This is a genomic window from Hymenobacter mellowenesis (genome assembly GCF_030581005.1).
In the GTDB taxonomy this organism is placed as follows: domain Bacteria; phylum Bacteroidota; class Bacteroidia; order Cytophagales; family Hymenobacteraceae; genus Hymenobacter; species Hymenobacter mellowenesis.
Map to the genome: position 1 here is coordinate 76,375 of NZ_JAUQSX010000014.1, position 20,723 is coordinate 97,097.

A 20,723-nucleotide genomic window follows, 5' to 3' on the forward strand; every position below is an offset into this window, starting at 1 on the left:
CAAATGTAGGCCACGGCCCGCCGCCTTCCCTTCCCGTTTCGCAAAAACTCAGGCCGCCACCACGGCCGGCTCCACGGCCCGTTCGAAGCGCAGGCGGCCGTCGGCGGCGGTGCCGGTCGGCTCGAAGCCATTGCGCTGCAGCACTTCCAGCGCGCCGGGGTTGTCGGGCGTGGGGTGGGCCACCAGGCGGCGCACCAGGCCGGTGTCGGCGGCGTGGGCCACCAGGCCGGCCACCAGTTCGGTGCCTAGGCCCTGCCGGCGCCAGTCGGCCGCAATGGCGAAGTCGATTTCGGCGGTGCCGGCCGCATCGGGCGGGCCCATGAAGCCCGCACTGCCCACCAGCGTGCGGGGCGTGTCGCCTTCGGCTTTGCGCAGGGCGTACCAGCCGTACCAGCCGGCGGCGTGGCGGCCGCCTTCGGTGAGCTTTTCGAGGGTGGCTTCGGCGGTGGCGCGGTCGTACCCGCCGGGCGGCCAGTCGGTGGGCAGGGCAGCGCCGAGCAGCACCGGGAAGTATTGGGGCTTGTGCAGCTCGGCGGTGAGCAGGGCGCGGCTGGCGGCCAGAATGGTGAGGCGGGGCGTTTGGGTTATCAGCGGAATCATAAGTCGCAGTATACGGCTTTTGGAGTTCGGGCGGTGGCGAAACCGTAGCGCGAACTTTCAGTTCGCGTCCCCGCGCCGGTTTAATTGACGCATTCAAAAACGCGAGCTAAAAGTTCGCGCTGCTATCTGCCAGCCGCCAAACCGCGCCGGGACACTGCCCGGAATACACCCGTGGCGGTACCTTTGCTGCGATGAACCAGCCGGCACCTAAACTGCTTTTTGAGAATAACGCAGGCCGATTATCCGTTGATTCAGCTGGTTTTCTGCGCACTACCTGGAGCAGCCAGCCCCGCACTCTTGCCGATACGCAGGGCTTATTCGAAGCCATGCTGCGCGGCCTGCAGCAGCACCGCGGAAGCCGCATTCTGGTCAATCAAACCCAGATGCTGCCTTTCAGCCCCGCCGAGCAGCAGTGGGTGGCCCAAACCTGGCTGCCTCGCGCCGTGACCGAAGGCGGCTACCGCTATGGCGCCGTGGTGGTGTCGCCGCATGTGCTGGTGCGCCTGGCCACGGCCTTCGTGACCACCAATGTGCAGGGCCTGCCGCTCACATACCGCACCTTCGACACCGAAGCTCAGGCCACCGAGTGGCTGGCGCAGCAGCCGGGGTAGGGCAGAGTTGGTTTTTGAACGATGTAGGGGCGGGGCTTGCCCCCGCCCGGACGCTGGGCAGAATCTTTAGGGCAGCGCGACCATCCGAGCGGGGGCAAGCCCCGCCCCTACGTCGTTCTATGTACCTGCACGCCTATCTTTAGCGCCCTTTACATCCTGTTTTTTCTTGCTTAATGCTTAACAAGCTCGTTCTTTCAACTGGTTTCATGCTGAGTGCCGGCGGGGCCAGTGCTACCACCATTGGCGCCATCCAGGGCAGCGGCGCCGCTGCCAAGCCCGGCACCTACACCATTGAGGCCGTGGTAACGGGCGTGTACGCGGGCCTGAATCCGGCCGGCTTCTACGTGCAGGACGAAACCGCCACTGCCGACGGCAACCCCGCCACTTCTGACGCCCTGTTTGTGGTGGCGCCCAGCCCCACGGTGAGCATCGGCGACAAGGTTCGCATCAGCGGCGTGGTGCGGGAGGACGCGGGCGCGCCGTCGTTCAACCAGGCTATTCTCACCGAGCCCAACATCACGGTGCTGTCGTCGGGTAATGCGCTGCCAGCCTTCGTCACCATCGAAAACGCCGCGTTTTCCAGCGCCAACGCGGAGCGGTACGAGGGCATGCGGGTACAGTTTTCGGCCCCCATGACCGTGACCGACAACTACAGCCTCAAGCAGCGCGGCGAGCTCACGCTCTCGGCCCAGGGCCTCACCTACCAGCCCACGCAATTCATCGACCCCAACGACGAGCCCGCCACCGGCACCCACAGCAGCGGTAACAGCAACGGCGCGGCCGTGACCGCCTACCAGAAAGCCAACGACGACAAGTCGCTGGTGCTCGACGACGGCAGTTCGGCCTCCAACCCCTCCCCCACGCCCTACCTCGACCCCACTACCGGCACCGTGCGCGTGGGCAGTACGCTCACGGGCCTGCGGGGCATTATGGGCTACGGGTTTGGCAAGTGGCGGGTGCAGCCGCTGCCGGGCGAGGCGGCGCCGGTGGTGCGCACCTCGCGGCCGAAAGGCCCGCCGGTGTTCAGCAAGCTCGATTTGAAGCTGGCCAGCTTCAACGTGCTCAACTACTTCAACGGCGACGGCCAGGGCGGCGGCTTCCCCACGCCGCGCGGCGCCAAAACGCCCGAGGACTTTGCCCGCCAGCGCGCCAAAATCATTCTGGCCATCAGCCAGATGAACGCCGACGTGGTGGGCCTCACCGAGATTGAGAACGACGGCAACGGCTCCACGTCGGCCATTCAGGACCTAGTGGATGGGCTGAACAAGGTGATGGGCGCGGGCACCTACATTTTTGTGAACGACGGCGACGCCACCCACCAACCCAACAACACCGACCTCATTCACTGCGCCATTCTGTATAAGCCGGCCGTGGTAGCGCCGCTGGGACCGCCGTTGCTGTTCACGGCCCCCGACGTGTTTGAGCGCCCGCCGCTGGCCCAGGTGTTCGTCACCAAGCGCAAGGAGCGGGCCGATACGCTGGGCTTCGTCATCAACCATTTCAAGAGCAAGGGCAGCGGCAAGGGCGCCGACGCCGACCAGAACGACGGCCAGGGCGGCTCCAACGCCCGCCGCAAGCTGCAGGCCGCCGCGCTGGTGCAGTTCATTAATAAGACCGTGATTCCGGCCGGGGCGGCCCGCGTGGTGAGCGCCGGCGACTACAACGCCAACTACGAGGAAGACCCCATCGACATCATGCGCGCCGCCGGGCTGGTGCCGGCCACCCCGCCCACCAGCGCCTCCTACGTGTACCGCGGCCTCACCGGCTCGCTCGACCATGCCGTGATTACCAACAACTTGGTGGGCTTCATCGACGTGCAGAAGTGGCACATCAACTCCGGCGAACCCAGCGTGCTGGAATACTCCAACGCCGGCGCGGCTACCGACGTGAACACGCCGTTTCGCTCCTCCGACCACGACCCGGTGCTCATCGGGGTGAATTTTGCGGGCATGACTTACGCGAATACCTCGCGGCCCACCTCGCGCCTGTTCATCTACCCCAGCCCGGCGGCCGGGCAGGTGCCGTTCACACTGGCCGATGTGCCCGCCAGCGCCGGCCGGCTGTCGCTCGACTTCTGGCTGCCGCAGGGCCCGCGCCTGCTCTCGCTGCAAGGCTCGCCCGAGGCCCTGCAAAGCCAGCTGCGCGACTACACCGCCCACCTGGCCCCCGGCATCTACCTGCTGAAACTACGCGGCACCAGCTACCAGCAAACGCGGCGGGTAATGAAGGAGTAATGGCGGGTTAGGTTACTTTGTCAGAATATAAAAGGACGTCATGTCGGGCTTGCCGAGACATCTCGCGTGCTATAGTAATTTGATTACTTCGGCACGCGAGATGTCTCGGCAAGCCCGACATGACGTTCTGATAATTACTCAATCTGCCTCCTTTTCCCGTCGGCTTTTCCCGTGCAGCGTGACCACGCGGGCCAGGAAAGTGCCCAGAAATAACTGCCCCGACACGGCCTCCAGGTTGGCCATGCTGCGGGCCAGCGGGTGGATGGGCAGCAGGTCGCCGTAGCCGGTGGAGGTGAGCGTGGTGATGCTGAAATACAGCAACTCGCCCGATTTCAGCGGCTGGTGGGTGAAGGTTTCGAACGCGCCCGGCACGGTGTGCCGGATGGCCGCGAAGATGCCCATGAACAGCAGGGCCAGGTTCAGGTACACCACTACAGCGCCCAGCAGTTGGTGCGTGGTTACGGTTTCGGCCCGAAACACGGCCTGCGCCACCAGCACGGTGATGGCCACCGTGACAAACATGCGGAGCAGCATGCCCGCAAACACGCCGTTTTCCGCCAGCTCCAGCGCCAGAATGGGCCCGGCCGTGAGCAGGATGAGCGGACGCACCTTGCTGCGGCGGGGCAGCACGAAAAAGGACACCAGCGGCATCAGCAGCTGGAAAAACTCCAGTTGCCAGCGCGGCAGCGTGCCGGTGCTCACCAGCGGCCCCACCACGAAGATGAACAGCACCTGCACGCCCAGCAGCACGCTCAGGGCGGGGTCGCGCGCGGCGTCCTGCCACTCCGCGAGGCGGGTGCGCCACGTCGGGGCGGCCGCCGCTAGCGGAGCCTCCGGCGGCCGGGCAGCGCGTTCTTCTTTAAGCCATTTTACGGGAGTATTCATGCTGCTTGGCCAGACAAAACGCTAATCTAACGTGCGACCCACTGCCACCAGCGGACCCACTTTCTATTGCCAACGCAGCCCGGCCCCGGCGCGGTGCGCCTCAAGGCGGTAGTTTCGACGGGGCAGGGGCATCTGTCGCCCACTGCGGGCATTCCGTCGTTGAGCCTGCAGCGGGGCAAGCCTCCGGTTGCGGCGGCACCGGCCAAGGCTGTTCGGGGCTGCGTCGTAGCTATTATACTCCAAAGGGAGCGTGTTATGCCCCCGGCGCTGACGCCAGCGCCCGAGCCCATCGTCTGATTTATCCAGCTCCTCCCGAACCGCCATTCGGCTAAGCTACTTTTTCAGCACCGAGTAGCATAAATGCGTTACGCCAATGCCTTGAACTACGGTGGGATTGCCGAGGGCTATGGGCGCTTTGCTAAGCTGGTCGAATAATCGGACGCCCGACCCAAGCAGCAGCGCGGCTATATCAACCTGAATTTCGTCCAGCAGCCCGGCATTAAGCAATTGTTGAATGGTATCTGCCCCGTGCACGGCAACGTCCTTTCCGGCGGCAGCGAGCTTGGCTTGCCTGACGGCCGTTTCCAGTCCTTCGGTCACGAAATGCACCGTCGAATCCGGTCGTGGCCACCCGGCCGGAACAGCGTGCGTGAGCACGAAGGCCGGCCCCCAGGCATGGTTGCCGCCCCAACCGTGAGCCACCTCAAACGTCTTCCGACCGGTCAGCACGGCCCCAAGTCGGGCCGTTAACCGGCGGATGTGCCCGGCGCTGGGGGGCGACACCTTGAACAGCATGGCATCGGCCCCGCCTGTGCGGACCTCCTCCTCCCCGGACTGGAAGTACCAGGCGAATACTTCTGCTACTCCATCGTTAAGGTCGGCAACGTAACCGTCTAACGACATGGACATGATGGCAATAACCTTCGACATTTCTTTTCCAATGAAGACGTGACAAAGCCCTTATACCAACTGGAATGCCCCTGGGTTGAGCGGAGTGGCCCCAACAGCCCCTACTCCGCGCTTTCGGCAAGCTCGGCTGCGGTGCGGCGGCCGTGGCGGTGGTCGAGCCAGTTCATGACAGGCGTGGCCAGCACGCCGTGCACGGTGATGGACAGCAGCATGGTGAAGGCCAGCACCGCCCAAATCTGGCGGGCCTGCGGGAAGTCGGCCTCGCCCAGCGCGTAGGCCACGTAAAACACCGAGCCGATGCCGCGGATGCCGAAAAAGGAAATCACGGCCCGCTCGGCCAGGTTGATGCGCGGCGAGCGGATGAGCGTTAGCATGCCGCCCAGCGGGCGCAGCACCAGCACCAGCAGCACCCCCAGCGCCGCCCCCGGCCAAGTGAGCGCGCGCAGCAGCCCATCGGCAATGGCGGCGCCCAGCAAGAGCAAGATGACCACGATAAAGAGACGCTCCATCTGGTCGGTGAAGGCGTGCATGAGGCGGTGGTACTCGTGCTTGCGCTCGCGGCTGCGCAGGGTGATGGCGGCAATGAACACGGCCAGAAACCCGTAGCCGTGCACCAGCTCCGTGACGGCGTAGGACGTGAGCGTGACGGCCAGCGCCACAAAGCCGTAGCCCTCGGTTTTGATGCTGACGCGCTTGGGCAGGTTGAAAATCAAATAAGCCAGCAGCTTGCCCGACAGCCAGCCCAGCAGCACGCCCATCCCGATGCGGTAGCCCACGTCGAGCCACAGCCAGTGCAGCAGCCGCTCGCTCAGGGGCACGGCGGTGGGCAGCAGCGCCAGCGCCAGGTACACGAAGGGAAAGGCCAGGCCATCGTTCAGCCCCGCCTCGCCGGTGAGGGCGAAGCGCACGTTGTCTTCGCGGCCCTCGCCGGGGTCGCCCACCTGCACGTCGCCGGCTAGCACGGGGTCGGTGGGGGCCAGGGCGGCGGCCAGCAGCAGGGCCGAGGCCGGGGCCAGCCCCAGCAGCCAATGCCCCGCCACGGCCATCCCGGCAATGGTGAACACCATGAGCACGAGCACCAGCAGCAGCGGCGAGCGCCAGGCCCGCAACGAAAACGGCCGGTCAATCTTCAGTCCCGTGCCCGTGAGGGCCACAATCACGCACAGCTCCGAGAGGTGTTTCACCAGCTCTTTGTGCATCTGCGGGTCGGCGTGGGGCAGCGGAATGGGCAGGCTGAACACCCCCAGCCCCAGCAGAATGTAGAGAATGGGGTACGAAAGCGGGTATTTCTCCAGCAGCGACGGCAGCCAGGCCACGCCCAGAATGGCGATTCCGAGCAGCAGCAGCGCGATGGTGTAGTAGGGCATGAACAAGCAACACCCGCCCGGCCCGCATGGCAGCGCCGTTGGCAAGTGGTTATGGTGATGCCCATTACATACGGCTTCATCCACGTTAGGGACGGGCGGCGGCTATTTCGGCAAGGCCACAGGAGCCGGAGCTGCCTTGGCTTTTTCGGCGGCTTTTTTGGCGTTGGCGGCGTCTACGTAGGCCTTGAACAGGTCGCGCCAGTTGCGGCCGTGGGTGTTCAGGTAGTCCTCGTTTTTGGTTTTGTAGATTTCAAAAACGGCGGATATTTCCTTCATGCTTTTGAAATCGACGGCCTGCTCCCGGGCCTGTTTCAGGTTGGTCAGTATCACGGCTTCCTCCGTCGGGGTCAGGTTGGGCACAATGGCCCGGTAGCCGTTCAGCGTGAAAGCCACCTTGCCGATGGTGTACTGGTCGAGCACGGCCTCCACTTGCCCCGGCGTGAGGTGCTGGCGCAGGCCGGCCAGCAGGTTGTCGTGAATGCTTTTCGGCATGGCCGAGGTGGCAATGAGCTGCCGGTCCAGGGTGCTCAATGACTTGCCGGTGGCGGGGTTGATGCCGGCCGGCGTTTCGGTGTAGGGGTGGGCATTGTGGTAGGCCCAAATAGCCGTGAGGTGCGTGGCAATGACCTGCTGCACGGCTGCTTCCTTTCCGGCATCGCGCAGGTTGAGCGCGGCCACCCATTTGGCGGCTTTCTTATCGGCTTCCGGGTCGGCTTGGGCGGCGGTGCCCGCAGCGGCCACGGCAGCCGGCGCAGCCTGGCCGTACGCGGCGAAGGCAGCCGGCCCGCTCAGCCCAACGAGGAGGACGGCGATTCTGATGGATTTACGCATGGCGAAACAATGTTGCCCCGGGTTTCTGCTGCAGCTCCCGGCCGTGCATTAGCCCGGCGTATTCAGGCCGGTAATCACCAGGCCCCAAAACGCGATGCCCGCCGCCAGCAGCACCACCTGGCGCGTACTGAAATTGGCCTGGTGGAAGCCCCCGTATACGGGCGCTTCCAGCATGGCGTCGCGAAACGCCCGATACGGCGGCATCAGAAACCCTACGGCGCCCAGGTGAATGAGCCAGAACGGGTCGGGCAGGCGGGAAAGCAGGTTTAGGATGACGTAGCCCGCCACCAGCCCGGTGGTGTTGGGCATGGGCGTGTAGCCGCCGGTGTGCCGCGCAAACTGGTTGATGGTGGCCAGCAGCTCGTGAAACGTGAACAAGCTGAAGAGCGCCCGCATCACCGGCCACGTATCCGAGTTCTGCCACTGCCGGAAAAAGCGCCACGTTTTGTATTGCCACCACACGCCGTAGAGTCCCAGCGTGATAAGACACAAAATCAGGAATTTGGTCGGGCTGACCAGGGAATAATTTTCCCAGGTTTCTGCTTGCGAATGGCCGGTGAGTGGGGTAGCAATAGGCTCCATAAAAACGGGGTAGATGAACCGGCGCCAGCGCACGCGGACAGGCAAGATACCATGGCCTTCGCGTTGGGCCAAAACCACCTGCCTCCTGCGGCCGGCTGCCTCACGCTGCCCGCTGCGGCCGGCTGGCACCTGGCAGGGATGCGGGCACTGAGGCCAGACCCAAAACCTAATCCATTACCGCTCAAGGCAGCAGCGCCCGACATGGGATGAAGACAAAGTCGGTTTTCATTCTTCTATTACTATCTTAGTGCGTGCTGCCGCACGGCGTTCTTCCCGGCCCCTTTTCCCAAGTCAATATCATGAAAACGACCGTTCGGCTGTGCTGCCTCATGGCATGCATGGGTTTGAGTATGCTGAATAGCTCCTGCACCAAAAGCAGCTCCGAGGTACCGGAGCCCGTTCAAGCCAAGCCTACTTCGGCTGACCTAACCGGGCGTGTGCAGCCGGCAGCCGCTATTCTGGGTGTGCGGGCGATGAGCGCGGCGGGCGTTTCTTTCCCCTGCACGTACAATACCACCACGGGGGTGTACACTTTTGCCGATTTGCCACTCGGCCTCACCTATACCGTAGAATACATCTACCAACTGGGATACGTCCCGCTGGCCTCTCAGCAGGTAGTGCTCAACGCGGCCACCACCCTGCCCACCCTCACCGCCACGCAGTCTACGGCCGCTTACACCATCAATGGCACCGTGGTGGTTCCGGCCGTGAACACCGGCGGCGGCTACGGCGGGCCCAATTCCCGGCTGTTGCAGTTAGGCGTTGCTCCACCCGCTGCCTCTTTTCCGTTGGAAATCACCTTCCCGAATTCGCCGGCCGTGGGCACCTACAACCTAACTACCTCCGCTACTTACGTTACGGTCAGGAACACGAGCGGCGGCCCAAACTACACCACCCTGGCCAGCTTGGCCAGCTCCCCCACCAGTGGCACGCTCGTCATCACGGCGGTCAACCCCACTTACCCGCGCACCTTTTCCGGCACGTTCAGCTTCGTGGCCGCCACCACTTCGGCAAGCGGTGGCACTCCGCTCACCACCACGGTCACCAACGGCACCTTCACCGACGTTGCCTATTGAGCCCCCGGCGTCGGCCCTTTTCGCGCTGCGCCCGGCGCCGTGGCGTTTGCCGGCGGCACGGGTGAAATCGGCATTGCCAGGCGGCGAAGGCCCAAAGGCTGGTCCCACGGCCCCCAACCGCTATCCCGCCGCGCCCGGGGCGGCAGCGGCTAAGGAAACATAGGGCCCAACCGGACCCGCAGGTATTGCTGAAGCCACATTGGATACAGGTTGTAGCCCACATTCGTGAGCAGGAGCAGTGCGAACCAGCCCATTTGCCTATGGGCCACGGCATGCAAGCTGGTGAACCCGAAAAACAGCAACAACACCAGATGAAACCGCTCTTGGTGGTAGGTGGTGCGCACCAATGCCGCCAACGCAGCCCGCGATGGCACATGGCGGTAAGCGGGGTACCGCCGCCGGATGAAGTGCTTCACCAGGTCGCCGTGTTGCGTCACGCGGTTGACCAGCGCCACACCCAGCTGCTGGTACCGGGCCGGCTGCTGGATAAGCTGCCAGTAGTTAAACCACGAAGTGGGCACCGCATAGGCCAGCATACTAATGGCCAGGAAGCCGTACAGCCACGGCCGCGCCACAAACTGGTAGCAGTACGCGCCAATGGGCGCCAGCGCCAGCGCCGACCACAGCACGCTCGGCACCGCATTCACCACTGCCAACAGCGCACGGGATGGAACAGCAGTATTCTTCTGAGCGGGCATCAAGAACAGGAAAAGAAGGGGTACTGGTTGGCCCGTCATTAAAGTACAAGCTACTTCCCAGCCGCCCCGGCGCGCAACGGCTGAACGATGCGTCAGTTACTTGTCATTCCGCGTGAGCTTCCCTAAAAACAAACCAGCCGCTCCCGGGGCGGCGGCTGGGGTTACTAGCCTAATGTTTAGTTATTGAAAGAAAAAGGGCGAATCAAACGAGAACTTCTTTTCCCCTTTGTCGATTTTACTCCCTTTTATCTTCAAAAAAGTCTTACCCGTTGCCGCTAGTTTTCCGACGTTAAACTGAAACAAAGTCATGGTCATACTTCGCAGCTTTTCCATGTTCATGTTTTCATACGTTTCACCAGCCGGCTCGGCTAGCTCCCACTTAGATGCAGACCAAGCGCTCTGGAACGCATTTTGCGCGTTGTCGACGGATATTTCTTCACTATAGGGCAGAACGTAATTGGCCATATGCACTTCGTTGCGGCCCAAGTCTATCCATACCTCGTTGAGGACTGCGAGCTTGCCCATGCCAGTGAAGTGTATCGCATTGTCTTTGTGCGTTACCATCAAACGGCCCGTGTAAGTAGCTACTGCTTTGAATTCTGGCTTTTCCATTAGCGTTTGCAGTTCTCGAAACTCTGGTTCCGTCATGCCCAAGCGCTTATCGTATGCGACTGGGATACCACCAGGAGCTGCCGCCTTATTCTGTTGTTCGAGAAACCATTCCGGATTTGCCCGTGCAGCCGCCATGAATTTCTGCATTAGCACGCCATACCGGGGCGGCATTTGAATACTGTCCATCACGGCCACCTGTACCTCGCCCGCCGGCAACAGCTGCTTTAGCTTGTTGGCAACCGATGCTGTTGGCAGGACTACAGGCTGTTGCTTTTGGGCATTAGCTACGAAAACCAGCGACAGCCAGCAACTTAACACGAGAAGAATTTTGTACATACTTTTTAATTTTCCGCAAGCTAGTCCCCAACACGCCCCCGGCGTGAAGCGACTGAGTGATACTCTCATACGACACCTGCTAAGGCTCGTGGTACGGACCAGGAATCCGGCGCTCCCATGCTGCCTGCTCCGCTTGGGTTAAGGGACCGTGCAGGGCGGGGTCGCCCTCCTGGCCTCCACCGTACAACTTCTTCTCAAGCACGAAATAGACAAAGCCCCCAGCCGGAACCTGAGGTATATGGTATTTCTTATTCCAATTGGCATAGCGCCAAGGTTCGCCTTTGGTTAGCACGTACCGGTTGTCCCATTTGGCATAGTCGCACCCACCGGGAATGACCGGCACCCCGCCGTCTCTAGGGTCACCCCCGCTATAAATGTTGGTGTAGTCGTGGCTACCGTACCAAGAGAAGGCCATTTCATCGCCTATATCAGTAGAACTGCCGTCACGGCAACTCAGCAATGCAGGCACGAACAGCGCACCAATCAAAACACGGCAAAGCAACAATTTCATACGGCAAGCTACCCCAAAACCAAACCACCCGCCCCCGGCGCGCCAGCGGCTGAGTGAAGCTTAGCGTTTCTCCCTAACGGCGCGCGCGCTACCCCAAAACCAAACCAGCCGCTCTCGGGGCGGCAGCGGCTGAGAGATGTTTAAGCTTCTTCCTATCGGTGCAGAAATTCTGCTTTCACCTTTTCCAAGTAAGCCGCGAGTTTGTAGCTGGCTATGTTGTGCTCTTTATAGCCAGAGCACTCAAAACATGCGCCCGAGGAATGCTGAGGAGCAAAGGTTACCACGAGGTAGTTGTCTAAATCGTGGGAATACGGACGAGGCGGCAATGAGTCACTTACTAAGAACGGCTTAGCTGGAACAGCAAAGACTTGTCGGGCTAACTGATAAATCGAATCCAACTGCGCCCGATTTAATCCGATGCTTAACGTGTCTTGTGGTACTCTATCTTCCTGTGATGGAACCGGCTTCTGAGCTGCTTTCGGCCGCTTAAAATTAGAATACCAATAGAGCGCGCCGCCTTCTCTTGCCTTGCCCGTTTTCCACCGAGGCACCTCCACCGCAAACGCTGCATCGGTCCCGTGCATGGGATTGGTGTCGGCGACGGTCAACGAAAAATTGTAGTACCCTTGGGGAGGCTTTGGCACAGTATCACCCGGTGAGATGCAACTCCCGAGGCAAGGCAGCAAGAGTAGCAGAAGAGGTGTCTTCATCGTGACGCGAATCTAAGCCCACCCCGCCGCCCCAGCACCGCAGCGGCCGAGGATGCTTAGTGTTTCTACCTAACGGCGCGAGCTACCCCAAAACCAACCCAGCCGCTCTCGGGGTGGCAGCAGCTGATACTACCTAACAAAAAACCCGCCCTGGTGCGCGTGCGTCCGAAGAGGCAGAGGCGTGGCGGGTCTTGTTTGGTCAGGAAAGGGAGAGGCTAAGCGGCCTGTTGCCTAGGTTTGGTGACTTCCGCTGCGGGCAGCGTCAGCACGGCTTGGGTGTGGCCGTCGGGTTGAACAAATTCTACTTCGTAGGCCTCGCCTTGCGCGTGCACCAACACAATGGTGCCCAACGCGCCGGCCGGCAAGCCGCATTCGGGGTGCGCTTGCTGCAATTGCACGATGTCTAATTCGGCGAAGGGTTTCATTAGCGGTCGAGTAAGTGGGCGGTAATAAGCAAAACGTAGATGCCCGGTGATTGTTCCATCCACACGGTTCGGATGGGGTACTGCCGCCCGTTGGGCGCGAGCAGCGGGCCATCTACCACAAATTTAGTCCCGTAGGGCGAAGGTTTCTCTTCCGTCACCGTGCCGGAGTGGCCGTGCTGTATCAGGTCGTCTATTAACTGCTGGTAGTGCTGCCGCGAATACCCAATGCCGAGGAAGAAGCGCGCCTTGGCGCCGCCAATGGGATGGTCAGGGTTTAGTAGATATTCCTGCACCTTGTTGGGGGCAATGAACAAGGGCTTGTCGGGTAGCGGCATCTGGCAAAGCTACGGCCGCCGGGGTAGCTGCCCTTGCTCATCCAGCACCGTACCGGGCGGCACCTTGCCGGTTTCTATCAGCACCAGCATTTCCTGTTTCGTCACGGCCCGCCGCGTGCCATCGCCGGCCAGCGTTTGACTTATCTTTTTCAGCAGGGACGCCGCGTAGGCCTGGCAGGCGCGCAAGTCTTCCGCTTCCAAATCGGAGTAGTCAGTCAGGATTTCGGCTTCGCTCATACCGGAGGCCAAGTATTCCAGCACCGACCACACCGGGTAGCGTAAGCCGCGCACCACCGGCTGCCCGTGGCAAATTTGGTAGTCGGTGGTGATTCGTGGATGGTTGGGGGATATGGGAGTAGCCATGTTTCTAAGTTACGTCCCCCGGCGCCCCAGCGGCTGACGATGCTTAGTGTTTCTCCCTAACGGCGCGAGCTACCCCAAAAACAAGCCAGCCGCCCCCGGCGCCGCAGCGGCTGAACGATGCTAAGTGTTTCTACCTAACGGCGTGTGAGCTACCCCAACACCAAACCAGCCGCTCCCGGGGCGGCAGCGGCTGCAGAAGCTGGAGTTTCTAGCCAACGTGAAAGTCAATAAGCCTTACAATCCGTAGATATTGCTTAGTTTCTAGCGCAGTTCCTTTTATAAAAACATTGCTTTTGGCTTTATGAGCTGTTATTGCCAAGTCGTACTGATTGCTTTCCAGCTCAACATGTATCGGCTTCAAGCCACTTTGTAAACGGCTTATAACAACAAGGTTTTTACTTCCTTTCGCATTAGAAGACCTTAACTGAATTACTCGTCCACGAGAATCAATTTCGACATGATTAGCAAAAACAGTCGATGCAAGGTCGATGTAATTGTCTAGCTGCTTAAATTCATCCACTCCAACTGTTCCGGACTCTATTTTCAGGTCAAAGTCTGCTCCCAATAAGGCAAAATTAATTTCGCTTACACCTGTTCTTTTGAAAATATTATTTATATTTTCAAAAACATCAATATTTATCAGTTGAGCATTCTGTGTTACATGCTGCACACTATATATGTCGCTAGCAGGCAATTTGTATATATCATCAACTACGAATCTTAATATACTCCCAAGTTTATTATTTATTGAATCAGAATGGACGGAATACTCGTCAAACAGATTAACAGACAAATCAACAGCGGTAGGAAGTTGAACCTTGGAAATGAAGCTTCCTCTTTCTGTCTGTAGAAAACTACAAAGATTAAGGTAAGTATTCGCTTCTTCTGGAATATCCTTCACATAATGCTTTCCAGAAACTCCAAATGAAGCATTGTTTAGCAAAAGATTTTTTAGTTCTTGAAGGTGGTGCTCATACTTGAGGAATGGAACATTGCCATAAGTTGTACTCTCATCAATCAGTTGGGTAGAGAAAATTGCTGAATTCTTTATGAATGATGATATAAGTTCTCCTGCTGGAAACTCATAGAATTCAGAAATGAAATCAACTACTTCATGTAATAATGAATTATCAAACTCATTACTATCTGTGAGGGGCAATGTAACCTTGACCGAACTGCTTATAGATTCGGGACCCGACATCTTATGAAATCGGTCTGTGACTTTATAGTCAGTCCATCCCTTTTTGTAAAGGAATTGAATGACTGCACGAAGGGAAAGCGGCGCTAACATAATTAATCGTAAAGGGCGATGAATTTCCTTCTTATAGAGTCCATATCTAACTTATTGGCTTTCGGTATATATATTCTTTTCGTTGAGCTATTTCCAGTATAGGGTTGTGATGAGTCGGGTTCATACCAATATGCACATTTTGCCAATGCGATTTCGTTATCACGGACCTCAACCCATCTAGTAACTTCATCAGGTAATATCATTAGCACCAGAAGCAAGGGTACGGTGGCATTATACCTTACTCTATCTACTAAGTCATTATAGGTTTTTGCTTCCAAATCATATTTTACATAGTCTTCGTCTTCCTCAATTGATGCAACGCAAGTACACTTTAGCTGTACACCTATAAAATCCGTTGAATCGACATACCTAATGCCATCGGCTCTTTCTATACGTTGTACACGCATTATATATAAATCCACTCCATGGTCGTCCTCAGGCTTCATATGCTTGTGACCACCATTGTGAATTAGAAGCTCAAGGTAATTTTTGGAAAGCTTCTCCTTAATCTGCTGCTCGGTCATACAATACTTTCCTTTCGCTATATTTCCTATAAGGGTGCGGAAGGTAATGCAAATTTTTTTAGCAAAAAAAAGGGAAGCCCAATGGGCTCCCCTTTTCAAATATTGATGAATTCTCTTACGACCCACACGCCTCGCAGGCGTCCGGGTTATCCAGGGAGCAGGCCATGTCGGACTGGTTTTGCTCCACCAGGGCCAGGGGCTCCAGGGTTTCGGCGGCTTGCTTTTCCACCAGGCTAGGAGGCTTTCTTGTATTCGGCATCGGCTGGCAGCTTGCCAAGCTTTTTCAGCAATACAAACATCTCCTGCTTCGAGAGTGGCCCACTGATGCGGCTAGCTTCCCATTCTTCGGAAGTTTTACCGTTCATCGAAAGAGCCGCCGGATTCTGCGGCGAGGCGGCGGAGGATAACGTCTTGGATGGTTTCATAACGAGGTAAGCTTACGTCTTCCACAACGAGCGTTGGCCCATTGAACATAAAGGTAACCGCTATGAACTTACGCCGGTTCGTGTAGCCGACAATTTCCGTCCGGCCGTGCTCATGCAAGTACGTGTGCGCCCGTTCTGACACTTCTATCAGGTTGGTTATCTCATCCAACTCGATGCTGACGCTGTGCAACCAACTTAGGTTAAGCTTGCCAAAATCAATATCCTCGTTTTGATACATACGCAGAAGGTCGGTTAGCAAAAAGCCGCCTCACTGGGAGGCGGCTTTTTCGTGATGCTTAGGTAAGGATAAGGGGACTCATTTGTTACTCCACTTAATCCAAATTCCTTACGACCCACACGCCTCGCAGGCGTCCGGATTATCCAGGGAGCAGGCCATGTCGGACTGGTTTTGCTCCACCAGGGCCAGGGGCTCCAGGGTTTCGGCGGCTTGCTTTTCCACCGTGAACTTGATAGCGTCGGCGGCGGCTTTGGTGCGCAGGTAATACATGCCGGTTTTCAGGCCGCGCTTCCAGGCGTGGAAGTGCATGCTGGTGAGCTTGCCGAAGTTCACGTTTTGCACGTGCAGGTTCAGGCTCTGGCTCTGGCAGATGTAGGCCCCGCGGTCGGCGGCCTGGTCGATGATGCGGCGCTGCGAAATCTCCCACACCGTCTTGTACAGGTCCTTGATGTGCTGCGGGATGCGGGCAATGCTCTGCACCGAGCCGTTGGCCGCGATGATTTCCTGCTTCATGGCGTCGTTCCACAGGCCCAGGGCCACCAGGTCCTTCAGCAGGTGCTTGTTCACCACCATAAACTCGCCTGAGAGCACGCGGCGCACGTAAATGTTGCTCGTGTAGGGCTCAAACGACTCGTTGTTGCCCAGAATCTGGGCGGTGCTGGCCGTGGGCATGGGCGCCACCAGCAGCGAGTTGCGGGCCCCGTGCTTCACCACCTCGGCGCGCAGGCTGTCCCAGTCCCAGCGGCCCGAGTCGGGCGTCACGCCCCAGAGGTCGAACTGGAACTTGCCCTCGCTCAGGGGCGAGCCGGGGAAGGTCTCGTAGTGCCCGTCCTTGATGGCCAGGTCCTTCGAGGCCGTCATGGCCGCGAAGTAGATGGTTTCGAAGATGTCCTTGTTCAGGCCCGAGGCTTCGTCGCTCTCGAAGGGCATGCGCAGGGCAATAAACGTATCGGCCAGGCCCTGCACACCCAGCCCGATGGGCCGGTGGCGGAAGTTCGACTTCTGCGTTTCGGGCACCGGGTAGTAGTTCACGTCAATCACCTTGTTCAGGTTCAGGGTGGCCTGGTAGGTCACCTCGTACAGCTTCTGGTGGTCGAAGGTGGTGTTGCCGGCCGCGTCGGTCACGAGGTAGCGGGGCAGCGCCAGCGAGGCCAGGTTGCACACCGCAATTTCGTCGGCGTCGGTGTACTCAATAATCTCGGTGCAGAGGTTCGAGCTCTTAATCGTGCCCAGGTTCTGCTGGTTCGACTTGCCGTTGGCCGCGTCCTTAAACAGCATGTAGGGCGTGCCCGTCTCCGTCTGGCTTTCCAGAATGGCAAACCACAGCTCCTGCGCCTTGATGGTGCGGCGGCCGCGGCCCTCGCGCTCGTACTTCATGTACAGCTTCTCGAATTCCGGGCCCCAGGAGTTTTCCAGGCCGGGGCACTCGTGGGGGCACATCAGCGTCCAGTCGCCGTTTTCCTCCACGCGCTTCATGAACAAATCGGGCGTCCAGAGGGCATAGAACAGGTCGCGGGCGCGCATTTCCTCCTTGCCGTGGTTCTTCTTCAGGTCGAGGAATTCGAACACGTCGGCGTGCCAGGGCTCCAGGTAAATGGCGAAGGCGCCCTTGCGCTTGCCGCCACCCTGGTCTACGTAGCGGGCCGTGTCGTTGAACACCTTCAGCATGGGCACCAGCCCGTTCGAGTTGCCATTGGTACCCTTGATGTAAGAGCCCGTGGCCCGCACATTGCTCACCGAAAGGCCAATGCCGCCGGCCGACTGCGAAATCAGCGCGCAGTTCTTCAGCGTGTCGTAAATGCCGTCAATGGAGTCGTCCTTCATCGTCAGCAGGAAGCAGCTCGACATCTGCGGCTTCGGCGTGCCGGCGTTGAACAGCGTGGGCGTGGCGTGCGTGAACCAGCGCTCCGACAGCAGGTTGTAGGTCTTGATAACCGAGTCAATATCGTCCTTGTGGATGCCCACCGACACGCGCATCAGCATGTGCTGCGGCCGCTCCACCACCCGGCCCTCCAGGCGCAGCAGGTAGCTCCGCTCCAACGTTTTGAAGCCGAAGAAGTCGTAGTTGTAGTCCCGGTCATAGATAATGGCCGAGTCCAGGGTGTGGGCATTCTTATGAATCACCTCCCACACGTCGGTGGCGAGCAGCGAAGCGTTGTCGCCGTTTTTCGGGTCCTCATAAGTGTATAGCCGCTTCATCGTGCTGCTGAAGGACTTGGAAGTCACTTTGTGCAGGTTGCTCACCGCAATGCGGGCCGCCAGAATGGCGTAGTCCGGGTGCTTGGTGGTGAGCGAAGCAGCGGTTTCGGCGGCGAGGTTGTCCAGCTCGATGGTCGTCACGCCATCGTAGATGCCGTCAATCACCTTCTTCGCTACTTCGATGGGCGACACATAATCCATGTGCAGGCCGTAGCACAGCTTCTCAATGCGGGCGGTTACTTTGTCGAACTTGACGGATTCGCGGCGTCCGTCGCGTTTAATTACGAGCATACCAGTAGTGTTTTGGTGTGGATTTTTTTGTATACAAAAACCCGCGGTAAGGGCAGGCCCCAGCCGCAAGTCGTTAAGTCAGTTGTGAAAGGGTAGATGGGAAGGCGGCAGGCTGTGGAGGCCCGTGGGATATTCAATCCTTGAAATTACCCGTTGTGTTTGGGGAGGACAAGCAAAAGTTCCAGAAGTTTTCCACACACCACCTGGAATGGGCCGCCCGGCCACTTTTCGGAAAGAAGCCGGGCCCTACGATTTATAAGCCCAAAGGGTTATTCGGTTTTAGCAATGCTTTGCGCTTCATTCGGAGGGCCGCGTCGGCCGCGCGGCTGTTCAGCCAGGGCCGCCATTCCAGGTAACTTTCGCCGTCGTAGGTGTGGTTACAGGTACAGTCGGCTTTGATGGGCAACGCGGGGAATAAGGCATGATATAGTGCGACCTGGCTTTCGAGCGAACCCGTCTGCACACCATTGTCGGCATCCCAGTAATAAACCAGTAAGGGATTGGCCGCACGCACGTTGTTGCGGCCATAGTTGCGGTCGTGGCCCATGCCGCCGCGGCTCCAGAGGCTGACGTTCACCAGCGGGTCGTGCAAAGGCGGGCGCCAGCCATTTAGGGTGGACTCTTCGTAATTGTGGTACTTGAACAGCGTGCCCGCCAGCCGCTCGGCCATGTATGTGCGGGGCACCACCCGAACCAGCGCCGCCGGCTGGCGGCGCTGGGCGGGCGGCAGCTGGGCTACCGCAGCTTCCACGGCCCGGTACTGCTGCTCGGCCCAGCCTTGCGCCACCAGCAACGGCACCATTCCCAGGCCAAAAACCACGCGCCCGCCCGGCAGTTCGCTCCGCCACGCCCGGCGCAGCGCCTGCCCTGCAAATACCACCGGCACCCAAGCCAGTACAGGCAGTAGGAAAAAGAAAAACAACACCCCCACCACCAACGCCCCCGGGCTCATGAACACGACGCAATAGACGCAAACAGGCACCAAAGTCCCTTGCAGAAACAGCGCCGCGTAGCGTACCGCCCTGGGCCAGCCCACCAGCCACGGCCACGCCAGAAACGCTCCCACGCTACCAATGAGCACCGCCGCCGCCCACGGCACGGGCTGGCAAAACACCTGCGCCACGTACTGGTTCGCGCCGTAGGCCGCTCCCGCCAGTCCAACGTTGACGTAGGGCATGCGCGGCCCCAACCATTGCAGGAAGCGTCGAAATCTCGTCATAGCTCCCGCAACGGTCGGCGGCGGCGGTTTCGTGTTTCAGCGTGGCGCGGCCACGTTTTTTTGCCGGCTCCGCCGCCACGCCAGCCCAACCAACAGGTGTACGAAGCTCAAGGGCACAAACACCCCAAAAAACACCGCCGCCGGGATGGGCGGCGCGGCCACCGGAAAGGCCCAGGGCGTCGCGCCATCGCGGGCAATGTGCGAGGCCAGCGAAACCCAAAACAGGTAAAACGGCAACCCGCTGGCATAGCGGGCATCCCAGCCGCGCAAGGCCAGTGCCACCACGGCTGCCACCAGCGTGGCCACCAGCAAGCTATGCCCCAGTGGCCGCCCCGGCAGCGTGAGCATGGCGCTGAAATCGAACGAGCCCGCTGCAATGGCATGGTCTAGGTCAATAAGTACGCCCAGCAGCACCGCCAGCAGCGCCACCCGAAAATCAATCACCCGCCGCAGCAACAAAGGCAACACCAGCAGCCCCGACACTAGGCCATGCACCGCCGGGTCGGCCAGCCCAATAAGCCAGGGCGTCAGCAGTGCCGGCACCACGTAGGCGTGCCCTAGCCACACCAGCGCCCAGCCCAAAAGCAACAGGCCCAGGCTCACCGTACCGTTGGCATAGGGCTTATTCATGCCCTCAAGGTAGTTTTGTCCGCGCTAATTGGTGATGCTCGCCGTGCCCGCGGGCCCCGGCTGGCAGGTCATTATCACGCTCACGTCAATGCTCTTGGCAATGTTATTCCGCACCAGAGCCGGGATTTTAATCTTGTAGTCGGCCGGCGCCACGGCGAATTTTGACGTCACCACCAGGTCGTTGTCGCGCAGGTGCAGCGTGCCGGGCACCCGCACCTTGCGCTTCACTCCATGGATGGTGAGCACGCCCTGCACGTACACCGGCTGCGGGCCGCTGCGCAGGGTGGCCTCGTCGGGCATGGTCACCAGCGTGCCGGTGAAGCGGGCCCGTGGGTACTTCTCGCTCTCGGCGTAGTTCTCGTTGAAGTGCTCCTGCATCAGCGTGTTCTTGAACTGGAAGTCGCGCATCAGCATCGAAAAAGCCAGCTGCCCGGTGGCCAGCTCGAACACAGCCGCCACCTTGGAATTCAGCGCCTCAATGTCCTCCAGCGGCGCCGTGGAGAAGAAGGTGATGAGGCCGGTGGCCGTGGTGTAGCGCGGCAGCTTGGATGCGGCCGGGGTAGCGGTGGCCGCCGGCGCGGTTTGGGCGTGCGCAAGGGGCGCGGCAACAAGGAGCGCGAAAAGAACGAGTAGACGTAATTCCATAAAAAGCTGACTATTGGAAGATGCCAAATATAAACGGCTGCGGGCCGGCGGCCCGCTACCACGCACTCGCAACGAATGATTCCGGGGTTGCCTCCATTTTTTCCTTTTTTCGTTCCTGCATCACCGGCCATAAAAAAAGCCTGTCGCACCGAACGGAGTTCAGCACGACAGGCCTT

23 protein-coding genes are annotated in these 20,723 nt (G+C 59.6%); 3 read left to right on the forward strand and 20 right to left on the reverse strand.

Annotated elements, in window-relative coordinates:
* Positions 1–48: 48 nt before the first annotated feature.
* On the reverse strand, positions 49–600 hold the full coding sequence (locus Q5H92_RS22125) for a GNAT family N-acetyltransferase (RefSeq protein WP_305013745.1): 552 nt from the start codon (positions 598–600) through the stop codon (positions 49–51).
* A gap of 326 nt (positions 601–926) precedes the next feature.
* Here Q5H92_RS22125 and Q5H92_RS22130 point away from each other — a divergent pair, with 326 nt between their 5' ends.
* Both Q5H92_RS22130 and Q5H92_RS22135 read left to right on the forward strand, forming a co-directional pair.
* Complete coding sequence (locus Q5H92_RS22130) at positions 927–1,211, forward strand: hypothetical protein (RefSeq protein WP_305013746.1); 285 nt, start codon at positions 927–929, stop codon at positions 1,209–1,211.
* Between the two features lie 173 nt (positions 1,212–1,384).
* Positions 1,385–3,445 (forward strand): ExeM/NucH family extracellular endonuclease, encoded by a 2,061-nt coding sequence (locus tag Q5H92_RS22135; protein WP_305013747.1) that lies wholly within the window; start codon positions 1,385–1,387, stop codon positions 3,443–3,445.
* A gap of 138 nt (positions 3,446–3,583) precedes the next feature.
* On the opposite strand, the gene Q5H92_RS22140 is transcribed toward Q5H92_RS22135, so the two are convergent.
* From Q5H92_RS22140 to Q5H92_RS22160, 5 genes are all read right to left on the reverse strand, one after another.
* Complete coding sequence (locus Q5H92_RS22140) at positions 3,584–4,330, reverse strand: potassium channel family protein (protein ID WP_305013748.1); 747 nt, start codon at positions 4,328–4,330, stop codon at positions 3,584–3,586.
* Between the two features lie 333 nt (positions 4,331–4,663).
* Complete coding sequence (locus Q5H92_RS22145) at positions 4,664–5,260, reverse strand: dihydrofolate reductase family protein (RefSeq protein ID WP_305013749.1); 597 nt, start codon at positions 5,258–5,260, stop codon at positions 4,664–4,666.
* Between the two features lie 80 nt (positions 5,261–5,340).
* On the reverse strand, positions 5,341–6,606 hold the full coding sequence (locus Q5H92_RS22150) for a cation:proton antiporter (protein WP_305013750.1): 1,266 nt from the start codon (positions 6,604–6,606) through the stop codon (positions 5,341–5,343).
* A gap of 102 nt (positions 6,607–6,708) precedes the next feature.
* On the reverse strand, positions 6,709–7,437 hold the full coding sequence (locus Q5H92_RS22155) for a DUF3826 domain-containing protein (protein ID WP_305013751.1): 729 nt from the start codon (positions 7,435–7,437) through the stop codon (positions 6,709–6,711).
* Positions 7,438–7,485: 48 nt separating this feature from the next.
* Positions 7,486–8,019: a DUF4234 domain-containing protein gene (locus Q5H92_RS22160; protein WP_305013752.1), complete on the reverse strand. Its 534-nt coding sequence runs from the start codon at positions 8,017–8,019 to the stop codon at positions 7,486–7,488.
* Positions 8,020–8,318: 299 nt separating this feature from the next.
* On the opposite strand from Q5H92_RS22160, the gene Q5H92_RS22165 reads away from it, so the two are divergent.
* The gene (locus Q5H92_RS22165; protein ID WP_305013753.1) at positions 8,319–9,095 is read left to right on the forward strand and encodes a DUF6252 domain-containing protein; all 777 of its coding nucleotides are present in this window, start codon (positions 8,319–8,321) and stop codon (positions 9,093–9,095) included.
* Between the two features lie 149 nt (positions 9,096–9,244).
* Here the strand turns inward: Q5H92_RS22165 and Q5H92_RS22170 are convergent, their stop codons facing one another.
* The 14 genes from Q5H92_RS22170 to Q5H92_RS22235 all read right to left on the reverse strand — a co-directional run bounded on the left by Q5H92_RS22170 (position 9,245) and on the right by Q5H92_RS22235 (position 20,547).
* Positions 9,245–9,793: a glycosyl-4,4'-diaponeurosporenoate acyltransferase CrtO family protein gene (locus Q5H92_RS22170; protein ID WP_305013754.1), complete on the reverse strand. Its 549-nt coding sequence runs from the start codon at positions 9,791–9,793 to the stop codon at positions 9,245–9,247.
* A 180-nt stretch (positions 9,794–9,973) separates the two neighbouring features.
* The gene (locus Q5H92_RS22175) at positions 9,974–10,741 is read right to left on the reverse strand and encodes a hypothetical protein (RefSeq protein ID WP_305013755.1); all 768 of its coding nucleotides are present in this window, start codon (positions 10,739–10,741) and stop codon (positions 9,974–9,976) included.
* 79 nt (positions 10,742–10,820) lie between these two features.
* A complete protein-coding gene (locus Q5H92_RS22180) occupies positions 10,821–11,252 on the reverse strand; it encodes a hypothetical protein (RefSeq protein WP_305013756.1) in 432 nt (143 codons plus the stop codon).
* A 152-nt stretch (positions 11,253–11,404) separates the two neighbouring features.
* On the reverse strand, positions 11,405–11,860 hold the full coding sequence (locus Q5H92_RS22185) for a hypothetical protein (RefSeq protein ID WP_305013757.1): 456 nt from the start codon (positions 11,858–11,860) through the stop codon (positions 11,405–11,407).
* 317 nt (positions 11,861–12,177) lie between these two features.
* Entirely contained in the window at positions 12,178–12,387 is a 210-nt protein-coding gene (locus Q5H92_RS22190; protein WP_305013758.1) for a DUF4926 domain-containing protein, read from the reverse strand.
* Positions 12,387–12,722, reverse strand: coding sequence for a DUF6883 domain-containing protein (locus Q5H92_RS22195; RefSeq protein WP_305013759.1), 336 nt, complete (start codon positions 12,720–12,722; stop codon positions 12,387–12,389). Before Q5H92_RS22195 ends, Q5H92_RS22190 begins: the two co-directional genes overlap by 1 nt.
* Positions 12,723–12,731: 9 nt before the next feature.
* Positions 12,732–13,085 carry a DUF433 domain-containing protein gene (locus Q5H92_RS26735; protein WP_369811174.1) on the reverse strand — a complete coding sequence of 118 codons (354 nt, stop codon included), beginning with the start codon at positions 13,083–13,085 and terminating at the stop codon, positions 12,732–12,734.
* A gap of 208 nt (positions 13,086–13,293) precedes the next feature.
* Entirely contained in the window at positions 13,294–14,376 is a 1,083-nt protein-coding gene (locus tag Q5H92_RS22205) for a hypothetical protein (protein ID WP_305013760.1), read from the reverse strand.
* 2 nt (positions 14,377–14,378) lie between these two features.
* Positions 14,379–14,900 carry a DUF4365 domain-containing protein gene (locus Q5H92_RS22210; protein ID WP_305013761.1) on the reverse strand — a complete coding sequence of 174 codons (522 nt, stop codon included), beginning with the start codon at positions 14,898–14,900 and terminating at the stop codon, positions 14,379–14,381.
* Between the two features lie 233 nt (positions 14,901–15,133).
* Positions 15,134–15,325: a hypothetical protein gene (locus Q5H92_RS22215; protein WP_305013762.1), complete on the reverse strand. Its 192-nt coding sequence runs from the start codon at positions 15,323–15,325 to the stop codon at positions 15,134–15,136.
* Between the two features lie 346 nt (positions 15,326–15,671).
* Positions 15,672–18,053 (reverse strand): ribonucleoside-diphosphate reductase subunit alpha, encoded by a 2,382-nt coding sequence (locus Q5H92_RS22220; RefSeq protein ID WP_305013763.1) that lies wholly within the window; start codon positions 18,051–18,053, stop codon positions 15,672–15,674.
* 253 nt (positions 18,054–18,306) lie between these two features.
* Positions 18,307–19,272, reverse strand: coding sequence for a hypothetical protein (locus tag Q5H92_RS22225; RefSeq protein ID WP_305013764.1), 966 nt, complete (start codon positions 19,270–19,272; stop codon positions 18,307–18,309).
* Between the two features lie 36 nt (positions 19,273–19,308).
* Entirely contained in the window at positions 19,309–19,902 is a 594-nt protein-coding gene (locus Q5H92_RS22230) for a metal-dependent hydrolase (RefSeq protein WP_305013765.1), read from the reverse strand.
* A 24-nt stretch (positions 19,903–19,926) separates the two neighbouring features.
* On the reverse strand, positions 19,927–20,547 hold the full coding sequence (locus Q5H92_RS22235) for a YceI family protein (protein ID WP_305013766.1): 621 nt from the start codon (positions 20,545–20,547) through the stop codon (positions 19,927–19,929).
* Positions 20,548–20,723: the final 176 nt, after the last annotated feature.

Coding starts and splice junctions, on each gene's coding strand:
- Q5H92_RS22160 (WP_305013752.1), bottom strand. CDS start 8,019: ATGGAGCCTATTGCTACCCCACTCACCGGCCATTCGCAAGCAGAAACC.
- Q5H92_RS22130 (WP_305013746.1), top strand. CDS start 927: ATGCTGCGCGGCCTGCAGCAGCACCGCGGAAGCCGCATTCTGGTCAAT.
- Q5H92_RS22190 (WP_305013758.1), bottom strand. CDS start 12,387: ATGAAACCCTTCGCCGAATTAGACATCGTGCAATTGCAGCAAGCGCAC.
- Q5H92_RS22230 (WP_305013765.1), bottom strand. CDS start 19,902: ATGAATAAGCCCTATGCCAACGGTACGGTGAGCCTGGGCCTGTTGCTT.
- Q5H92_RS22220 (WP_305013763.1), bottom strand. CDS start 18,053: ATGCTCGTAATTAAACGCGACGGACGCCGCGAATCCGTCAAGTTCGAC.
- Q5H92_RS22225 (WP_305013764.1), bottom strand. CDS start 19,272: ATGACGAGATTTCGACGCTTCCTGCAATGGTTGGGGCCGCGCATGCCC.
- Q5H92_RS22205 (WP_305013760.1), bottom strand. CDS start 14,376: ATGTTAGCGCCGCTTTCCCTTCGTGCAGTCATTCAATTCCTTTACAAA.
- Q5H92_RS22135 (WP_305013747.1), top strand. CDS start 1,385: ATGCTTAACAAGCTCGTTCTTTCAACTGGTTTCATGCTGAGTGCCGGC.
- Q5H92_RS22140 (WP_305013748.1), bottom strand. CDS start 4,330: ATGAATACTCCCGTAAAATGGCTTAAAGAAGAACGCGCTGCCCGGCCG.
- Q5H92_RS26735 (WP_369811174.1), bottom strand. CDS start 13,085: ATGGCTACTCCCATATCCCCCAACCATCCACGAATCACCACCGACTAC.
- Q5H92_RS22215 (WP_305013762.1), bottom strand. CDS start 15,325: ATGAAACCATCCAAGACGTTATCCTCCGCCGCCTCGCCGCAGAATCCG.
- Q5H92_RS22175 (WP_305013755.1), bottom strand. CDS start 10,741: ATGTACAAAATTCTTCTCGTGTTAAGTTGCTGGCTGTCGCTGGTTTTC.
- Q5H92_RS22155 (WP_305013751.1), bottom strand. CDS start 7,437: ATGCGTAAATCCATCAGAATCGCCGTCCTCCTCGTTGGGCTGAGCGGG.
- Q5H92_RS22210 (WP_305013761.1), bottom strand. CDS start 14,900: ATGACCGAGCAGCAGATTAAGGAGAAGCTTTCCAAAAATTACCTTGAG.
- Q5H92_RS22150 (WP_305013750.1), bottom strand. CDS start 6,606: ATGCCCTACTACACCATCGCGCTGCTGCTGCTCGGAATCGCCATTCTG.
- Q5H92_RS22170 (WP_305013754.1), bottom strand. CDS start 9,793: ATGCCCGCTCAGAAGAATACTGCTGTTCCATCCCGTGCGCTGTTGGCA.
- Q5H92_RS22145 (WP_305013749.1), bottom strand. CDS start 5,260: ATGTCGAAGGTTATTGCCATCATGTCCATGTCGTTAGACGGTTACGTT.
- Q5H92_RS22180 (WP_305013756.1), bottom strand. CDS start 11,252: ATGAAATTGTTGCTTTGCCGTGTTTTGATTGGTGCGCTGTTCGTGCCT.
- Q5H92_RS22125 (WP_305013745.1), bottom strand. CDS start 600: ATGATTCCGCTGATAACCCAAACGCCCCGCCTCACCATTCTGGCCGCC.
- Q5H92_RS22195 (WP_305013759.1), bottom strand. CDS start 12,722: ATGCCGCTACCCGACAAGCCCTTGTTCATTGCCCCCAACAAGGTGCAG.
- Q5H92_RS22165 (WP_305013753.1), top strand. CDS start 8,319: ATGAAAACGACCGTTCGGCTGTGCTGCCTCATGGCATGCATGGGTTTG.
- Q5H92_RS22235 (WP_305013766.1), bottom strand. CDS start 20,547: ATGGAATTACGTCTACTCGTTCTTTTCGCGCTCCTTGTTGCCGCGCCC.